This window comes from Chromobacterium sp. FG89, assembly GCF_057808735.1.
This window is the reverse complement of record NZ_JBMDIQ010000002.1, coordinates 106,810-124,602: the sequence shown is the minus strand read 5'-3', so window position 1 is coordinate 124,602 and position 17,793 is coordinate 106,810. Positions and strand designations below refer to the sequence as shown.

At 64.7% G+C, this 17,793-nt stretch carries 15 protein-coding genes; 1 reads left to right on the top strand and 14 read right to left on the bottom strand.

From position 1 onward, the window contains the following. Nucleotides 1-17: 17 nt before the first annotated feature. The 14 genes from ACODRW_RS02490 to mutY form a co-directional block, all read right to left on the bottom strand. Nucleotides 18-410, bottom strand: coding sequence for a group II truncated hemoglobin (locus ACODRW_RS02490; protein WP_227106904.1), 393 nt, complete (start codon nt 408-410; stop codon nt 18-20). Further along, nucleotides 407-1,615: a formate-dependent phosphoribosylglycinamide formyltransferase gene (gene purT, locus ACODRW_RS02485; protein WP_253313797.1), complete on the bottom strand. Its 1,209-nt coding sequence runs from the start codon at nt 1,613-1,615 to the stop codon at nt 407-409. Before purT ends, ACODRW_RS02490 begins: the two co-directional genes overlap by 4 nt. Nucleotides 1,616-1,730: 115 nt before the next feature. Then, entirely contained in the window at nt 1,731-2,987 is a 1,257-nt protein-coding gene (locus ACODRW_RS02480) for a D-amino acid dehydrogenase (protein ID WP_235084377.1), read from the bottom strand. 67 nt (nt 2,988-3,054) lie between these two features. Beyond that, a complete protein-coding gene (locus tag ACODRW_RS02475) occupies nt 3,055-3,906 on the bottom strand; it encodes a CheR family methyltransferase (protein WP_107798136.1) in 852 nt (283 codons plus the stop codon). A gap of 62 nt (nt 3,907-3,968) precedes the next feature. Next, entirely contained in the window at nt 3,969-4,301 is a 333-nt protein-coding gene (gene erpA, locus ACODRW_RS02470) for an iron-sulfur cluster insertion protein ErpA (protein WP_197083112.1), read from the bottom strand. A gap of 219 nt (nt 4,302-4,520) precedes the next feature. After that, on the bottom strand, nt 4,521-5,549 hold the full coding sequence (gene argC / locus ACODRW_RS02465) for an N-acetyl-gamma-glutamyl-phosphate reductase (RefSeq protein ID WP_488905116.1): 1,029 nt from the start codon (nt 5,547-5,549) through the stop codon (nt 4,521-4,523). 156 nt (nt 5,550-5,705) lie between these two features. Further along, nucleotides 5,706-6,098: a 30S ribosomal protein S9 gene (rpsI, locus tag ACODRW_RS02460; RefSeq protein WP_019102900.1), complete on the bottom strand. Its 393-nt coding sequence runs from the start codon at nt 6,096-6,098 to the stop codon at nt 5,706-5,708. 15 nt (nt 6,099-6,113) lie between these two features. Continuing rightward, on the bottom strand, nt 6,114-6,542 hold the full coding sequence (gene rplM, locus ACODRW_RS02455) for a 50S ribosomal protein L13 (RefSeq protein ID WP_019102901.1): 429 nt from the start codon (nt 6,540-6,542) through the stop codon (nt 6,114-6,116). Between the two features lie 499 nt (nt 6,543-7,041). After that, the gene (gene deoD, locus ACODRW_RS02450) at nt 7,042-7,752 is read right to left on the bottom strand and encodes a purine-nucleoside phosphorylase (RefSeq protein ID WP_043632219.1); all 711 of its coding nucleotides are present in this window, start codon (nt 7,750-7,752) and stop codon (nt 7,042-7,044) included. A gap of 70 nt (nt 7,753-7,822) precedes the next feature. Further along, nucleotides 7,823-9,037, bottom strand: coding sequence for a phosphopentomutase (locus tag ACODRW_RS02445; RefSeq protein WP_488905115.1), 1,215 nt, complete (start codon nt 9,035-9,037; stop codon nt 7,823-7,825). Between the two features lie 15 nt (nt 9,038-9,052). Next, nucleotides 9,053-10,378 carry a thymidine phosphorylase gene (gene deoA / locus ACODRW_RS02440; RefSeq protein ID WP_107798133.1) on the bottom strand — a complete coding sequence of 442 codons (1,326 nt, stop codon included), beginning with the start codon at nt 10,376-10,378 and terminating at the stop codon, nt 9,053-9,055. A gap of 214 nt (nt 10,379-10,592) precedes the next feature. Continuing rightward, entirely contained in the window at nt 10,593-11,360 is a 768-nt protein-coding gene (gene deoC / locus ACODRW_RS02435) for a deoxyribose-phosphate aldolase (protein WP_107798132.1), read from the bottom strand. A 300-nt stretch (nt 11,361-11,660) separates the two neighbouring features. Next, on the bottom strand, nt 11,661-13,865 hold the full coding sequence (locus tag ACODRW_RS02430) for a RelA/SpoT family protein (protein WP_337882884.1): 2,205 nt from the start codon (nt 13,863-13,865) through the stop codon (nt 11,661-11,663). A 44-nt stretch (nt 13,866-13,909) separates the two neighbouring features. After that, entirely contained in the window at nt 13,910-14,950 is a 1,041-nt protein-coding gene (mutY, locus tag ACODRW_RS02425) for an A/G-specific adenine glycosylase (protein ID WP_227108541.1), read from the bottom strand. Nucleotides 14,951-15,076: 126 nt separating this feature from the next. Between mutY and ACODRW_RS02420 the strand changes: the two genes are divergently transcribed. Then, a complete protein-coding gene (locus ACODRW_RS02420; RefSeq protein ID WP_488905114.1) occupies nt 15,077-17,761 on the top strand; it encodes a THUMP domain-containing class I SAM-dependent RNA methyltransferase in 2,685 nt (894 codons plus the stop codon). The last annotated feature ends 32 nt before the right edge of the window (nt 17,762-17,793 follow it).

Below are 17,793 nucleotides of genomic sequence, written 5' to 3'. Positions count from 1 at the left end.
CGCCGGCCGCAAGTTTTTTATTGATTGCGCATGAAGTCGGCGGTGTTGTGAAAAGCCTCGATCAGTTTTTGCTTCAACCAATCTTCGGCCACCAGTTCATCCACCGCGCGGCGCATGCAGGACATCCATTGATCGCGCGCCGCCTCGTCCACCGCAAACGGCATATGGCGCATGCGCAGCCGCGGGTGGCCAAAGGCCTCCATGTACAAGGACGGGCCGCCCAGCCAGCCGGACAGGAACATGAACAGCTTCTGGCGCGAACCGGCCAGATCCTGCGGATGCATGTCGCGCAGCGGCTTGACCGACGGGTCGCTGTCCATGATGTCGTAAAAGCGGTCCGTCAGCCAACGCACCACGCCTTCGCCGCCCAATAATTGATAGGGCGTCATTTCCCGCACTTCATCGCTCACGCTTCATTCCCCGTCGTCGGCCGCACCAGCGCGGCCGCTGTCCTGGCCCGCTCGCGGGCCTGTTCCACCGTCTCGGCCGTGGCCAGCGCCACGCCCATGCGGCGCTTCAAATAACTTTCAGGCTTGCCGAACAAGCGCAGGTCCGCGCCCGGCACCCGCAAAGCCTGGTCCACGCCGTCAAAGACGATTCCGGCCTCGTCCAGGCCGCCGTATATCACCGCCGACGCGCCGGCGCTGGAGATCTCCGCGTCCACCGGCAGGCCCAGGATGGCACGCGCGTGCAGCTCGAACTCGGACCAGCGTTGGGTGGCCAGCGTCACCAAGCCGGTATCGTGCGGCCGCGGGCTCACCTCGGAGAACCACACTTGTTCGCCCTTGATGAACAGTTCGACGCCGAACAGGCCGCGGCCGCCCAGCGCGTCGGTCACCGCCTTGGCCACTTCGCGCGCGCGCAGCAAGGCCAGTTCGCTCATGGGCTGGGGCTGCCAGCTCTCCACGTAATCGCCGCTGCGCTGCAAATGGCCGACCGGCGCGCAGAAATGCGTGGCGATGCCGCCCGCGCCGTCCGCCGCGCGCACGGTCAGCTGGGTGATTTCGTAATCGAAATCGATGAAGCCCTCGACGATCACCCGGCCCTTGTCCACCCGGCCGCTGCTGGCCGCGTATTGCCAAGCCTGAGCCACGTCCTCCGGCCCGCGCAACAGCGACTGGCCCTTGCCACTGGACGACATCACCGGCTTCACCAGGCAGGGGTAGCCGATGCCGTCGTCGATTGCGGCTTGCAGTTCTTCCAAGCTGGAGGCGAAGGCGTACGGCGAGGTGGGCAGGCCCAGCTCCTCCGCCGCCAGCCGCCGTATCCCTTCGCGGTTCATCGTCAGATGGGCGGCGCGCGCGGTGGGTATCACCTCGGCCAGACCGTCCGCCTCGATGCGCAACAGCTCGTCGGTGGCGATGGCCTCGATCTCCGGCACGATCAGATGCGGGCGCACTTGCTCCACCAGCCGGCGCAAAGCCGCGGCGTCCGACATGTCGATCACGTGGCTGGCGTGGGCGACCTGCATCGCCGGCGCGCCGGCGTAGCGGTCCACGGCGATGGTTTCCACGCCCAGCCGCTGCAAGGCGATCACCACCTCCTTGCCCAGCTCCCCGCTGCCCAACAACATCACCCTGACGGCACTGCGACTTTGCGGCGTTCCGATACGCATGACGATCTTCCTTGCAAATGAATGGCTTGGCCCGCCGGCGGCGGACGATGGGAATCCGAATCGGCGCGATTTTACCATGCGTCGGGCATCGGCTCGCTTCAGTTCAACCTATCGCTCAGGCGCGGCAGAACGCGAAATCCAGCGCCGGCGTTTCGCCGCTGATGATCTCGGCCAGCGCCCGCCCGGAGCCGGCGCCCTCGGTCCAGCCCAAGGTGCCGTGGCCGGTGTTCAGATACAAGCGCCGCAAGCGGCTGGGGCCGATCAGCGGCACATTGCCCGGGGTGGCCGGCCGCAGGCCGCTCCAGAAACGCGCGCGCTCCCAGTCGCAGGCGTCGCCGAACAAGGCGCGGCCGCGCTGCAGCAGCAAGTCGCAACGCCGCGGCTCCAGATGGGTGGAATAACCGGACAATTCGGCGGTGCCGGCGATGCGCAGCTCGTCGCCCAGCCGCGACACCACCACCTTGTGGGCTTCGTCGGTAATGCTGGTCAGCGGCGCGGCGGCGGCGTCCAGAATCGGCAGGGTGGCGGAATAACCCTTGGCCGGGTACACCGGCAAGCGCAAGCCGGCCTGCGCCGCCAACAAGGGAGAATAAGAACCCAGCGCCAAGACATAGGCGTCCGCCTCTAGCCGCTCGTAAGCGCCGTCGGCCGCAGTGACGGAGACGCCGCTCACCTCCCCGTCCGCGCGCTCCAGCGCGTTGACCCGGGTCTGGAAGCGGAACTCCACGCCCCGCATAGCGCAAGCCTGGGCCAGGGCGACGGTGAAGAGATGGACATTGCCGGATTCGTCGTCCGGGCTCCAGCACGCCCCGCTCAGTTCAGGCAGAATGCGCGCCAAGGCCGGCTCCCGCTCCAGCGCCTGCAACGGCGTCAGCAGGCTTTTCTCCACGCCCAGCGCTTGCAGCCGCGCGCAGCCGGCCTGGGCCTGGGCCCGTTCCGCATCGGAGAACAGCAGGGTCAGAATGCCCCGCTGCAATTGCTGGTAATCAATGCCCAGTTCCCGGCGCAAACCGCGCAGCGTGTCGCGGCTGTACAAGCCCAGCGCCACCATCTGGCGCATATTGCGCTGGCTGCGTCCCGGCAGGCATTCGCGCAGGAAATCCAGGCCCCAGCGCCATTGCTGCGCGTCCAGCCGCGGCCGGAACAGCAGCGGCGCGTCGTCGCGCAACAGCCAGCGCAACACTCGCCACGGCGCGCGCGGATTGGCCCAAGGCTCGGACTGGCTAACTGAAATCTGGCCGCCGTTGGCGAAACTGGTTTCTCTCGCCGCGCCGCTGGCGCGGTCCACCACCACCACCTGGTGGCCCTTCTCCGCCAAAAACCAGGCGGTGGATACGCCGATGACGCCGGCGCCCAGGACAACTACTCGCATCGACTCTCCACAAAAGCCAATGGGCAAGACCCGCTTGCCCATTGGCCGTGCCAGCCGCGATCTGCCGTTACGGCTTCTTCGCGTGCTCGTAAACCGTCTTGCCGCGCAGATGGAAATAGTCCGACGCGAAATAGAAATTCTCGGAATGACCGACGAAGAGCAGGCCGTCCGGCTTCAATAGCGGCGCAAAGCGCTTGAGCACGCCGAACTGAGTGTCGCGGTCGAAATAAATCATCACGTTGCGGCAGAAAATGGCGTCGAACTGGCGCTTGACCGACCAGTTACTCTCCACCAGGTTCAAACGCTGGAAGGTGATCATATTGCGCAGCTGGGCCTTGGCCTGGAAGCTGCCGTCCGGCTGCTTGTCGAAATACTTGGCGGCGTAGCCCGGCGGCAGGCGCGCCACCTTGTCGGCGGCGTAAATGCCCTTGCGGCCGGTTTCCAGCACGCTGGTGTCCAAGTCCGTGGCCAACACGCTGATGCGCGCGCCCGGCACCGCCTCCAGCGCGGTGATCGCCAGCGAGTACGGCTCTTCGCCGGTGGACGAGGCCGCGCACCAGATCGCCAGTTCTCCGCCGGCCGTCGCTTTTTTCTTAAGATGCTCGGCCAGCAGCGGGAAATGGTGTTCTTCGCGGAAGAAGAAAGTCAGATTGGTGGTCAGCGCGTTGACGAACTGTTCGAACTCGCGCTTGCCGCTGATCGACTCCAGGAAATCGACGTAGGCGGCGAAGCCAGGCAGCTTCAGTTCGCGGATGCGACGCACCAGGCGGCCGTAAACCATGTCTTTCTTCGACGGGTTCAACGAAATGCCCGCTTCCTTGTAGATCAGTTTGCGAATGCGCTCGAAGTCGGCGTCGCTAAACGCGAACTCACGGGTGAATTCGATCTTCGGCAAGACGACGGGTGGCGGCTTATTCATTTTGTTGTCCCCATAAAAAAGGCCCGGGCAAAAGCCCGAGCCTGTATTCTACCGCGTCCGGATCACACCGAGAACGACGAACCACAACCGCAGGTGGTGGTGGCGTTCGGATTGCGGATCACGAACTGGGAGCCCTCCAGGCTTTCCTGATAATCGATTTCGGCGCCGACCAGGTACTGGTAGCTCATCGGATCCACCAGGAAGGTCACGCCTTGTCTCTCTATAGCGGTATCGTCTTCATTTGCAATTTCGTCAAATGTGAAACCGTATTGGAAGCCGGAGCAGCCGCCGCCGGTCACGAAGACGCGCAGTTTCAGATCGGGATTGCCTTCCTCGGCGATCAGCTCCTGCACCTTGGAACAAGCGCTTGCGCTGAAGTTGATCGGGGACGGCATTTCAGTTGCAGCAGTAGTCATGTCAAACCTCGCAATTCAGTTCCGGGGCCTTGAGAAACCCGCCAACGGTCCGCTAGCGGCCTGGCTGCGTGCGCGCTGCGGTTTCTCAAACCCCTTCTAAAGCCGGCAGAGCGGCATTCACCCACTATTTTAGTCGGATATTGGGGCCGATGGCGAGTCTTCAAGCGAACTAGTTCTTTCCGCGCATGCGCCGACGCCTCAAGGCAGCAAGGGAACGATGTCCAGTCCGGCCCGCTCCGGCTGGCCGAACATCAGGTTCATATTCTGCACCGCCTGGCCGGCCGCGCCCTTGACCAGATTGTCTATCACCGACAACACCACCACGGTATCCCCGCCCTGCGGCCTGTGCGCGGCGATGCGGCAGACATTGGCGCCGCGCACAGAACGCGTCTCCGGATGGCTGCCGGCCGGCAGCACGTCGACGAAGTGCTCGCCCTCGTAGCGACGCTCGAACAACGCCTGCACGTCCACGTCGGCCTTCAGCCGCGCGTAAAGCGTTGCGTGGATGCCGCGTATCATCGGCGTCAGGTGCGGCACGAAGGTCAGGCCCACCGGCTGCGCGGCCGCCCGGCCCAGGCCCTGGCGGATTTCAGGCAAATGCCGGTGACCGGACACGCCGTAAGCCTTGAAGGAATCTCCCGCCTCGGCCAGCAAGGCGCCCACCTCCGCCTTGCGCCCTGCGCCGGACACGCCCGACTTGCAATCGGCGATCAGGCTGGAAAGCTCCACCGCGCCGGCTTCGATCAAGGGCAGGAAGCCCAATTGCACCGCGGTCGGATAGCAGCCCGGATTCGCCACCAGCCGCGCGCCGCGGATGGCCTCGCGGTTGATTTCCGGCAGACCGTACACCGCTTCGGCCACCAGGTCCGGCGAGCCGTGGCTCATGCCGTACCATTTTTCCCATTCGGCGACGTCCCGGATCCGGTAATCGGCGGCCAGATCCACCACCCGCACGCCGGCGGCCAGCAATTCTCGCGCCTCGTTCATCGCAATGCCGTTGGGTGTGGCGAAAAACACCACATCGCAATCCCGCAAGCGCGCTTCGTCGGGCGTGGAGAAGGCCAGATCGATGCGGCCTCGCAAGCTGGGGAACAGGTCGGCCACTTTCATGCCGGCCTCCTTGCGCGAGGTGACCGCGGTCACGCGCGCCGACGGATGGCCCGCCAGCAAGCGCAGCAGTTCGACACCCGTGTAGCCGGTGCCCCCGACGATTCCCACCTTGATCATGCCCATTCCTTTATGTAAAAGCGCGTCGCAAAAACGACAGTGTAGGCACTGCGATGCTGCCTTGCAATATGGATGGGATGGAAGCGGAGAAACGACAGGCAAGAAAAAACCGCCTGGCAAACGCAGGCGGTTTTCTTGAAAACAGAATTCGGCGAATTAACGCTTGGAGAACTGCTTGGCGCGGCGAGCTTTGCGCAGGCCGACTTTTTTACGCTCAACTTCACGAGCGTCGCGGGTCACGTAACCAGCAGCGGACAAAGCCGGCTTCAACGCGGTGTCGAAGTCGATCAGCGCGCGGGTGATGCCGTGACGGATCGCGCCGGCTTGGCCGGTTTCGCCGCCGCCGACAACGTTCACCTTGATGTCGAAGGACTCGAGGTTTTCGGTCAGCGCCAGCGGCTGGCGGATTACCATGCGGCCGGTTTCACGAGCGAAATATTCATCAACGGGCTTGCCGTTAACGATGATCTGGCCCGAGCCCTTTTGCATGAACACGCGAGCAACGGAGCTCTTGCGACGGCCGGTGCCGTAGTAGTATTTACCGTTCATTTCTACGCCTTAAAATCAGATTTCCAGCACTTTCGGCTGTTGAGCAGTGTGCGGATGCTCGGAACCGGAGTACACCTTGAGCTTCTTGATCATGGCGTAACCCAGCGGGCCCTTCGGCAGCATGCCTTTAACGGCTTTTTCCAGAACGCGCTCAGGGAACTTGTCTTGCAGTTCGGTGAAGCTGCGCTCGTAGATACCACCCGGGTAGCCGGAGTGACGGTAGTACTTCTTGTCTTGTGCCTTGGCACCGGTAACGCGCAGCTTCTCGACGTTGACCACGACGATGAAATCGCCGGTATCTACGTGCGGGGTGTATTCCGGCTTGTGCTTGCCACGCAGGCGACGGGCGATCTCAGCGGCGAGGCGGCCCAAAACCTTGTCGTTGGCATCGACCACAAACCAGTCGCGTTTAACCTCATGCGGCTTGGCAGAAAAGGTCTTCATGGAACTCTTCCATCGTAATTCTTGAAAGTTACGGATTCTATTACAGCCCCGATCCAGCTGTCAAACCCTTGTGAGACAACAGAAATCCGGCTACTTGACGGCGGTGCTCGCGCAGAGGGGAAAATGCAGGCGGAATAAGGAGATTAGCGGCGGCGGGGCAAAAAAAAAGCGCAACATCTAGCTTTGTTGCGCCAAGTTCCACCTAAAGAAGGAGGATGGAGGAGACAACACCAAAACGCACACTTTGCATGCCACGTCCTGATGCAGGTTTCATTATCTGCATAGGTTTGCTTCATTGCAAGGCTTTTTGTGCATTGCACTATAAAGCGTGGCTTTTTACGCCACATCTGGCTGGAGTCTCTGTTAAATCAAGGACAAAAGCACTGCGGCACTGCAAGGAAAAAATAAGGCGATTTCATTTTTCGCCCTGATTTCCCCGCCTGGCAACGCTAAGGCGGGAGCCCAGCCCCCGCCACGCTGTCTGACAATCGGCAAAGGCTTACAGCTTGATCGCCGCCGCCAAAGCCACTTCCATCATGTCGCGGAAAGTGGTTTGACGCTCTTCGGCGCTGGTGGCCTCGCCGGTGGGGATGATGTCGGACACGGTCAGAATGCCCACCGCGCGCGCGCCGTATTGCGCGGCCACGCTGTAGATGCCGGCCAGTTCCATCTCGATCACCTTGACCTGCATCTTGTCCAGCACTTCCAGCATATTGGGCTGAACGCCGTAGAACAGGTCGGCGGAGAACACATTGCCCACCGTCACCGGCTTGCCCTGCTCCGCCGCGGTGTCCACCACGGCGCGCAGCAGGCCGTAATCGGCGATGGCGGCGTAGTCGTGGTCGTTGAAGCGCATGCGGTTGACCTTGCTGTCAGTGGACGCGCCCATGGCGACGAAGAGCTCACGCAGCTTGATGTCCGGCGTCACCGCGCCGCAGGAACCGATGCGGATGATGTTCTTGACGCCGTAGTCCTTGATCAGCTCGGTGGTGTAGATGCTGGCGGACGGAATGCCCATGCCGTGGGCCATCACCGACAGGCGCTTGCCCTGGTAAGTGCCGGTGTAGCCGAACACATTGCGCACCGTGGTCACCAGCTTGGCGTCTTCCAGGAAGGTTTCCGCGATCATCTTGGCGCGCAGCGGATCGCCGGGCATCAATACGGTTTCGGCAAAATCGCCCGGCTGGGCGTTGATATGCGGGGTCGCCATCGTCTTTAGTCTCCAGATTCAAAAGAGCCCCGGCGCACAGACGCCGGGGCGTGCGTCATTCAGCCTCGCCTCACAGGAAGGACTGGCCGTAATCCATAGGGCTCAGGCCCAGGTGGGCCGCCACGGTCTGGCCGATGTCGGCGAAGGTGGCGCGCTCGCCCAGCGAGCCCGCCGGCACCTTCTTGCCGTAGCACAGCACCGGAATATGTTCGCGGGTATGGTCCGTGCCTTCCCAGGTGGGGTCGCAACCGTGGTCGGCGGACAGGATCAGGATATCGTCGTCGCCCAGCGCCGCCATCACTTCCGGCAGCCGCGCGTCGAACTCCTCCAGCGCGCGGGCGTAGCCGGCGGTGTCGCGGCGGTGGCCGTAGCTGGAGTCGAAGTCGACGAAGTTGGCCATGATGATGGCCGGGCGTTCGCCATGATCGCGCATCGCGCCCAGGGTGGCGTCCCACAGCTGATCAAAGCCGGTGGCCTTGTGCTTGTGGGTGATGCCCACATGGGCGTAGATGTCGGCGATCTTGCCGATGGACACCACGTCGCCGCCGGCCTTGGCCAGCTTTTCCAGCACCGTGGTCGCCGGCGGTTCCACCGCCAGGTCCTTGCGGTTGCCGGTGCGCACGAACTGGCCCTTGCCCTCGCCCACGAAGGGCCGCGCGATGACGCGGCCGATATTGTAGGGCTCCAGCAGTTCGCGGGTGATCTTGCACAGCTGATACAGCCGCTCCAGCCCGAACGTCTCTTCATGACAGGCGATCTGGAACACCGAATCCGCCGAGGTGTAGAAGATGGGCTTGCCGCTCTTCATATGCTCCTCGCCCAGACGGTCCAAAATCTCGGTGCCGGAGGCGTGGCAGTTGCCCAGATAGCCGGGCAGCTCCGCCTTGGCGACGATGGCGTCCAGCAGCTCCTGCGGGAAGCTGTTGTCGTGATCGCTGAAATAGCCCCAGTCGAACAGCACCGGCACGCCGGCGATTTCCCAATGGCCGGACGGCGTGTCCTTGCCGCTGGACAGCTCGCGCGCGTAACCGTAAGCCGCCACCGGCTCGGACGGGTCCATGCCTTCCGGGAAATAGCCGGAGGACAAGCGGCAGGCGTGGCCCAAGCCCATGCGGGACAGATTGGGCAGGGTCAGCGCGCCGTGGCGGCCGACGTTGGCGCGGCCGGCGGCCGCCTCCATGGCGATGTGGCCCAGCGTATTGCTGCCGGCGTCGCCGAACTGCGGGGCGTCGGCGGCGGCGCCGATGCCCAGCGAGTCCAGAATCAGAATGATGGCTCGTTTCATATTGCCGCTCCGGGATTACTGCTGGCGAATCTTCTGATAGACCAGCGGCAGCGCGGAAGGTGCCGCGTCTGCCAGTTGGATCGCCGCCTTGAGGCGGCGCTCCGCGTCGGCGAAGCTGTTTTCGTCGGCCGCATGAATATAAGCCAAGGGCGCGCCGGCGTCGATGCGCTGGCCCAGCTCGACGAAGCGGGACAGACCAACGCGGAAGTCCAGCTCGTCGCTGGGCAGGCGGCGTCCGCCGCCCAGCGCGCACACCGCCATGCCGATGCCGCGGGTGTCCATGCCGCCGACGAAGCCGGCGCGTTCCGCAAACACCGGGCGCACGATGGGCGCGGCCGCCATATGGGAATCATAGTTCTCCATGAAGTCGGCCGGGCCGCCCAGCGCGGCCACCATGCGGCCGAAGATCTCGGCGGCGCGGCCGGAATCCAATGCGGTCTGCAGCTTGTCGCGCGCCTCGGCCTCGTCCTTGGCCAGCTTGCCCACCACCAGCATCTCGGCGCACAGCGCCATGGTCACTTCATGCAAGCGCGGATTGCGCTCGTCGCCCTTCAGGTAACGCACCGCCTCGCGGGTTTCTATGCTGTTGCCGGCGGTCCAGGCCAGGGGCTGGCTCATCTCGGTGATCAGCGCGCTGGTGGCCACGCCGGCGCCGTTGCCCACCTTGACGATGCGCTCGGCCAGCTCCACGGATTTCTCCATCGTCGGCATGAAGGCGCCGGTGCCGGCCTTCACGTCCATCACCAGGGCGTCCAGGCCGGCGGCCAGCTTCTTGGACAGGATGGACGCGGTGATCATCGCCACCGATTCCACCGTCGCGGTCACATCGCGCACCGCGTAAACGCGGCGGTCGGCCGGCGCCAGGTCAGAAGTCTGGCCGATGATGGCCACGCCCACGTCCTTGACCACGCGGCGAAACTCGTCCGGGCTGGGGAAGGGATTGTAGCCGGGGATCGCCGACAGCTTGTCCAGCGTGCCGCCGGTATGGCCCAGGCCGCGGCCGGAGATCATCGGCACGAAGCCGCCGCAGGCGGCCACCATCGGCCCCAACATCAGCGACACCACGTCGCCGACGCCGCCGGTGGAATGCTTGTCCACCACTGGGCCCGGCAAATTAAGGTCGCCCCAGTGCATGCGGCGGCCGGAGTCGCGCATCGCCAGCGCCATGTGCACGTTTTCTTCCAACGCCATGCCGTTGAAGTACACCGCCATGGTCAGCGCGGAGATTTGGCTGTCCGCCACGCTGCCGTCGGTGATGCCGGCGACGAACTGCTGGATGTCCTGTTGCGACAGCGCCTGGCCGTCGCGTTTCTTGCGAATGATTTCCTGAGGCAAAAACATGGCATTCTCCCTGCCTTGCGCCTGCCGCGGCGAAACCCGCCGCGAGCAATAAATAATGGCCGGGACCCACGCCACGGCCAAGAATTAAGAGCCGCTAACAAAACCGCTTAGCGCACCTGAGGCAAGGCGCACCGACGCAGGCAGTACTTGAGTACGACAAGTCGGTGCAACGCAGCATCAGGGGTTTTGTCAGCGGCGATGAAACGGCGAGCGATCAATAGCCGCTGATCGGCTTGACCTCGCCCCCTTCGATTTCCGCCTGCAAATTGCCCAGCAGGCCGGAAGCGCCGAAACGGAAGCGCTCGGCGCTCACCCAGCCCGCGCCCAGCAGATGCTCGGCCAAGTCCAGGTATTCCGCCGCCTCGGCCGCGGTGCGCACGCCGCCTGCGGCCTTGAAGCCGCAAGCGCCGCCGGTTTCGCGGATGGCGGACAGCATCACGCCGGCCGCTTCCAGCGTGGCGTTCACCGGCACCTTGCCGGTGGAGGTCTTGATGAAATCGGCGCCGGCCTGGATCGAGATCAGGCTGGCCTCGCGGATCAGCGCCTCGTCCTTCAGCTCGCCGCTTTCAATGATGACTTTCAGCGTCTTGCCTTCGCAGGCGTCCTTGCAGGCCGCCACCAGTTGCGCGCCCACCTCGCGGTTACCGGCCATCAGCGCGCGGTACGGGAACACCACGTCGACTTCGTCCGCGCCGTAGGCGATCGCGGCGCGGGTTTCCGCCACCGCGACGGCGATGTCCTCATCGCCGGCCGGGAAGTTGGTGACGGTGGCCACTTTGACCTCGGGGCAGCCGGCCTCGCGCAGGGTTTTCTTGGCGATGGGCACGAAGCGCGGATACACGCAGACCGCGGCCACGGTGCCGGCGTCGCTCTTGGCCTTGCGGCACAGCGCGGCGACCTTGTCGTTGGTATCGTCGTCGTTCAGCGTGGTGAGATCCATCAGGGACAGGGCGCGGCGGGCCGCGGCGATCAGTTCGGACATGAGCTAACAAACCTTTCAAAATTGAACGGCCAGGCGCGCTCGCCAAGCGTTCCAAAACCTCAGCGCCGCCGGCGGGCGGCGGCGCAAAAAAACCATTATGAAAATTTCTTTAAGTCAAAGCAATGCACAGCCACAGTGAACTTGTGCCAACGCAAACTCGGCCGCGCCTTAGAACGTGTTTACGATCTCGCGAGCTAAGGCGTTGCGGCTGAGAAAGCGGAATGGTCAAGCGGTACATGAGCATTTCGAAGTTGTTTTCAACACCGTATCGCCGAAGCGCAGCAGACTTTGAACAGGTTCTTACAAACGCCGCGCCTCCTGCACCCCGCTCAACTCCATCATCCGCGACAGCACCCGGCTGATGTCCTGCACCTGGCGCACCTCCACGGTGAAACGCATGCGGGCGCGAGTGTCTCGCGACAGGGTGTTGACGCCGATCAGGTTCAGCTTCTCGCGCGACAGCACGTCGGACAGATCGCGCAGCAGGCCGGGCCGGTCCATGGCGATGATTTCGATGTCGATGGGGAAGACGCTGCTGCGCTGGTCGCCCCATTCCGCGGCGATCAACCGCTCCGGCGCTTCCACCGACAGTTTTTTCAGCGTCAGGCAGCTCGTGCGGTGAATGGAAATGCCGCGCCCCTTGGTGACGAAGCCCATCACCCCGTCCGGCGGCGCCGGCTTGCAGCACTTGGCCAGCACCGTCATCAGATTGTCCACGCCCTCGATCAACACGCCGCCCGCGTCGTGGCCGCCCTTGCTGGCCTTGACCAGGCTTTCCGGCGCCACGTCCGCCGGCGGCGGCGGCGCGAAGCTGACGATGGCGTTGGACACCACGCGCGTGGTCAGCTCGCCGTGGCCCAGCGCGCCGTACACTTCCTCCAGCTTGTCGTAGCCCAGCTTCTCCGCCAACGCGCCCAGATTGGGCTGCATATGGCTGTGGCGCGCCAGCTCGCGCTCGAACAACATCTTGCCGGTTTCGCGCACGGTGTCGGCGTTGAGCAGGCGGATGTGCTGGCGGATCTTGGAAATGGCGCGATGGCTCTTCACCCAGCCGTCGTGCAGCCAGTTCACCGACGGCCCGCCCTCCTTGGCGGTGATGATCTCCACCCGCTGGCCGTTTTGCAGCGGCGTGGACAAGGGCACGATCTGCCCTTCCACCTTGGCGCCGCGGCAGCGATGGCCCAGATTGGTGTGCACCGAATAGGCGAAATCGATGGGGGTGGCGCCAAACGGCAAGGCCATCACCCGGCCCTGCGGCGTCAGCACATAAATGGTGTCGGCGAACAGCTCGGTCTTGAACGCCTCGGCCAGGCCCTCGCGGTCCGACATCTCCTCGCGCCAGTCCAGCAACTGGCGCAACCAGGAGATTTTCTCCTCATAGGCCGCGTCGCCCTTGCCGCCCTCCTTGTAGCGCCAATGCGCGGCCACGCCGAACTCAGCGTGCTCGTGCATCTCGAAGGTGCGGATCTGCACCTCCACCGCCTTGTCCTCCGGCCCGATCACCGCGGTGTGCAGGCTGCGGTAATTATTGGCCTTGGGATGGGAGATGTAGTCGTCGAACTCGCCGGGAATCGGCTGCCAGGTGCCGTGAATGATGCCCAGCGCCGTATAGCAGTCCGGCAGCCGCTCCACCAGGATGCGCACCGCGCGGATGTCGTAGAGCTCGGAGAAATCCAGCTTTTTCTTCTTCATCTTCTTCCAGATAGAGAAGATGTGCTTGGGCCGGCCGGCCACTTCCGCCTTGACGCCGGCGTTCTTCAACTCCGTGCGCAGGGTGTCCAGCAGCCGGTCGATATAGTCGATGCGCTCCAGCCGGCGCTCGTCCAACAGCTTGGCGATGCGCTTGTAGCTGTCCGGCTCGGTATGGCGGAAGCCCAGGTCCTCCAGCTCCCACTTGATCTGCCACACCCCCAGGCGGTTGGCCAGCGGCGCGAACAGATCCAGGGTCTCGGTGGCGATGCGACGGCGCACCGTCTCATCCTCCACCTCGGCCAGGTAGTGCATGGTCTGAGTGCGCCAGGCCAGCTTGATCAGCACCACGCGGATGTCGGCCACCATGGCCAGCAGCATCTTGCGCATGGTTTCCGCCTGGCGCGCGCGCTCTTCCGGCGTGGACAGCTTGTCGATGCGCGCCAGCTCGGTGATGCGGCGCACGCCGTTGACCCCCTCCACCAGCACCGCCACCGTAGGATTGAAGGTTTCGCAGAGCCAGGGCTGCCAGTCCTCGCGGTAATCCGAAGCGGCGAACATCAAGGTGGCGACGATGGCGTCCGGCAACAGGTTCAGATCCGCCACGATGGCGGCGGCGGCCACCGCGTGACTGAACAAGTCCTCGCCGGTCTGGGCCATGGTCTTGCCGCAGTACAAGGCGCGCGCCTCGTCCAAGGCGCGAGTGAGCATCGCCTGCTCTTCTCCGCTCAGCGAAGAAGACAAGCCCTCCAGCCAGCGTTGCGGATTAGCCGCGTCTGCCAGGGTGTCAGCCATCGAACGAACTACGGAAACCATATCAACCCAGTAACTCAATCAAATCGTGTTTCGACAGCGCTCGGCTACTCGGCCAAACGCAACAACAGCCGGCGCACCGGCGCCGGCACCCCGGCGTCCGGGGCGGCGGACAAGGGCAGCCACTGCCCGCTGTCCTCCATCGCCGCCTCCGCGCGCAACGCGTCCAAGCGCAGCGGCACCGGCGTAATGATCAATCGGTAATGCGTAAACACATGCTCCAGTTCCGGCCAGGCCGGCAACACGTCGCCGTGGCCGTTGCGCGCCAGCCAGTCCTCGATCTGCAACGAAGTCTCAAACTCCGGCAAGGACAGCAAACCGCCCCAAATGCCGCTGGGCGGCCGCCGCAACAGCCACACCTTGTCGCCATGGGTGGCCAGCAACATCACCGTATGGCGCGTGGGCACCGTCTTCTTCGGCCGCGGCGTCGGCAGCTCGCCGGTGCGGCCCTCGCGCGCCGCCGCGCAGCCGTCCACCATGGGACAGACGGTACAGGCCGGTTTGCCGCGGCTGCACACCGTGGCGCCCAGGTCCATCAAACCTTGAGTGTAGGCGCTCATCAGCGCCGCATCCTGCGGCAACAACGCTTCGGCCAATCGCCACAAACGCTGTTCCACCGGCTTCTCGCCGGGGAAGCCGTCGATGCCGAAGCAACGGGTCAGCACGCGCTTGACGTTGCCGTCCAGAATGGTTTCCCGCTGGCCGAAAGCGAAAGAAGCAATCGCCGCGGCGGTGGAACGCCCCACGCCGGGCAGGCGCTCCAGTTGCTGGCGCTCGGCCGGAAAGCGGCCGCCAAACTCGGCCATCACCATCTGCGCCGCCTTGTGCAGATTGCGCGCCCGGCTGTAATAACCCAGGCCGCTCCACAAGGCCAGCACGTCCTCCTGCGGCGCGGCGGCCAGCGCCGTCACGTCCGGAAAGCGGGCGAGGAAGCGCGGGTAATATTCCAGCACGCTTTTGACCTGAGTCTGTTGCAGCATGATCTCGGACAGCCAGATCCGATACGGGTCGCTGACCTGCCACGGCAGATCATGGCGTCCATGCGTTTTTTGCCAGGCGGTCAGGCGCGCGGCGAAGGAGCTGTGCAGCATCGTCTATCATCTTGAATCGAACCGGATATGGTAGCGGAAAGCCTCGCTGTCACCAAGCAGCCTCCGGACAAATAAGTTAAAATCAAAGAATTGCTTAAAAGTCTGCTTACTCAAGGAAGTTCCATGTCCAGTTTCCGTTCCCGCCAGCGTGCCAATATGCGCCGCGAATTCAATAGCCGCGACAATGAGGCCAGTTCGCCGGCAGGCGGAGACAGCCCGGCCGGCAAAAGCCCCGTGATCCAGAAGAAAGCGCCTTCGGCCGACGCCGCGCCGCGCGCGCCCTATTCCGGCCCGCGTCCGGGCAACGCCAAGCCCAATTGGCAAGACCGCGGCCCAGGACAGGGACAAGGCCCGCGCGACGGCGGCAAGCGCGGCCCCTATCAGGGACGCGACCAACAGGCCGGGCGCGACAAGCCGTATGGCAACGACCGCCGGCCGCAAGGCCAGCAGCGCTTTGAGCGCAACGAAGGCCAAGACAGCTTCAATAAGGATCGCTTCAATAAAGAGCGCGGCAACAACTGGCAGCCGCGCAGCTTCGCCCGCGACGGCGAAGAACGCCCGCAAGGCAGCGGCCCCAAGAAGCCCTTCCATCACCGCGAAGACCGCGAACCGCGCGACTACAGCCGCGACCGCGGCCCATCCGGCCGCAAGCCGCTGAACGCCGCCGCGGACGTGGAGCCGGAACGCAAACCGTATAGCCGCGACCGCGGCCCGTCCGGCCGCAAACCGCTGCATCTGGAGCGGGACGGCGAACAAGGCGCGCCGCAGGGCAAGCCGCGCTGGCAGCAACGCGACGGCGAACGCCATGTCGATCAGCCGCGCAAGCCGTTCAATCCTTCCAGCGATCGCGAACAGCGCTTCCGCCGCGACGACGCAGAACAGGCGCCGCGCAAGCCTTGGCAGGAACGCCAGCACAGCGAGCAGCGCGAAGAGGGTCCGCGCAAACTGTTCGGCAAGCCGGCCAATCGCGACAACAACTTCCGTCGCGACGACGCCGAGCAGGCGCCGCGCAAACCGTGGCAAGAACGCCAGCACGGCGACCGCGACAACCGTTTCCGCCGCGACGACGCCGAGCAAGCGCCGCGCAAGCCGTGGCAGGAGCGCGAGCACGGCGACCGCGACAACCGTTTCCGCCGCGACGACGCCGAACACGCGCCGCGCAAACCGTGGCAGGAACGCGAGCACGGCGACCGCGACAACCGTTTCCGCCGCGACGACACCGAACAAGCGCCGCGCAAACTGTTCGGCAAATCCGCCGAACACGACAACCGCAGCCGCCGCGACGACGCCGAAGCAGCGCCGCGCCAGGACCGTCCGCAAGGCGAACCGGCCGAGCGTAGCGAAGGCGGCACGCGCAAGCTGTTCAGCAAGCCGTCCTACCGCGACGACGCCGAACGCGCGCCGCGCCAAAGCTGGCAACAGGAAGAACGCCCGCGCCACGAGCGTCGCGAAGGCGAAGCCCGTCAATTGTTCGGCAAGCCGGGCGCCGGCAGCCTGAAACCGCTGGGCGACCAGCACCGCGTGGAAACCCGCGGCGAGCATCGCCACGCCGACGCGCCGCGCCACGCGCCGACCGAACGCCAGGCCCCGAGCCTGACCCAGGTGCGCGACAGCGTGCTGTCCTTGTTCGCCCCCTGCCCGCGCGGCCTGGAAGCCATCCTGGCCGACGAGTTGCGCGGCCTGGGCGCGCGCGACATCGCCACCGCCGACGGCGGCGTGGCCTTCGCCGGCGACCGCGATCTGCTGATGGCGGCCAACCTGCACAGCCGCACCGCCAGCCGCGTGCTGCTGCAACTGGCCCAGGGCGGCTACCGCAATGAACAAGACATCTACCGCCTGGCGATGAATGTGGACTGGCCGCGCTGGTTCGACGTGTCCAACAGCATCAAGCTGAAGACCGACGCCATCCGCTGCCACTTCAAGAGCCTGGACTTCATCTCGCTGAAGGTGAAGGACGCGATCTGCGACCGCTTCCGCCAGGCTCAGCTGGGCCGGCCCAATGTCGACACCCGCCACCCGGACGTGCGCGTCCACGTCTTCCTGACCGAAGACAGCGCCACCATCTACCTGGACACCAGCGGCGAACCGCTGTTCAAGCGCGGCTGGCGCCAGGAAACCGGCGACGCGCCGCTGCGTGAAAACCTGGCCGCCGGCATCCTGATGCTGACCGGCTACAACGGCAGCCAGCCGCTGCTGGACCCGATGTGCGGCAGCGGCACCTTCCTGGTGGAAGCCGCCGACATCGCGCTCAACCGCGCGCCGGGCCGCCAACGCAAATTCGCCTTCCAGAAACTGCGCGGCTTCGATTCCGCCAGCTGGGAAAAACTGCTGCTGGACGCCCAGCACGCGGAAAAACCGCTGGCCAAGCTGGCGATCAACGGCTCCGACCGCGACCAGGCCATCATCAACGTCGCCAAGGACAACCTGGAACGCGCCGGCCTCTCCGGCCTGGTGGAACTGAAGGCGATGGACGTGCTGGACGCCCGCCCCAACGGCGAAAACGGCATCCTGGTGGCCAACCCGCCCTACGGCGTGCGCATGGACGAACTGGACCAGCTGGCCGAGTGGTATCCGCTGCTGGGCGACTGGCTGAAGGCCCACTTCGCCGGCTGGCACGCCAACCTGTTCAGCGGCGACCTGCGCCTGGCCAAGCTGATCCATCTGTCGCCCAAGCGCCGCACCCCGCTGTACAACGGCTCTCTGCAATGCCGGCTGTTCGTCATCAATATGGTGGAAGGCAGCGCCCGCAAGGAAAAACCGGGCGAGCAGGCTGAAATCATCGAGCAGGACGATCACGCCGCGGAGTAACACCGCGCGCGGACAGCAAAACGGCGAGCCAT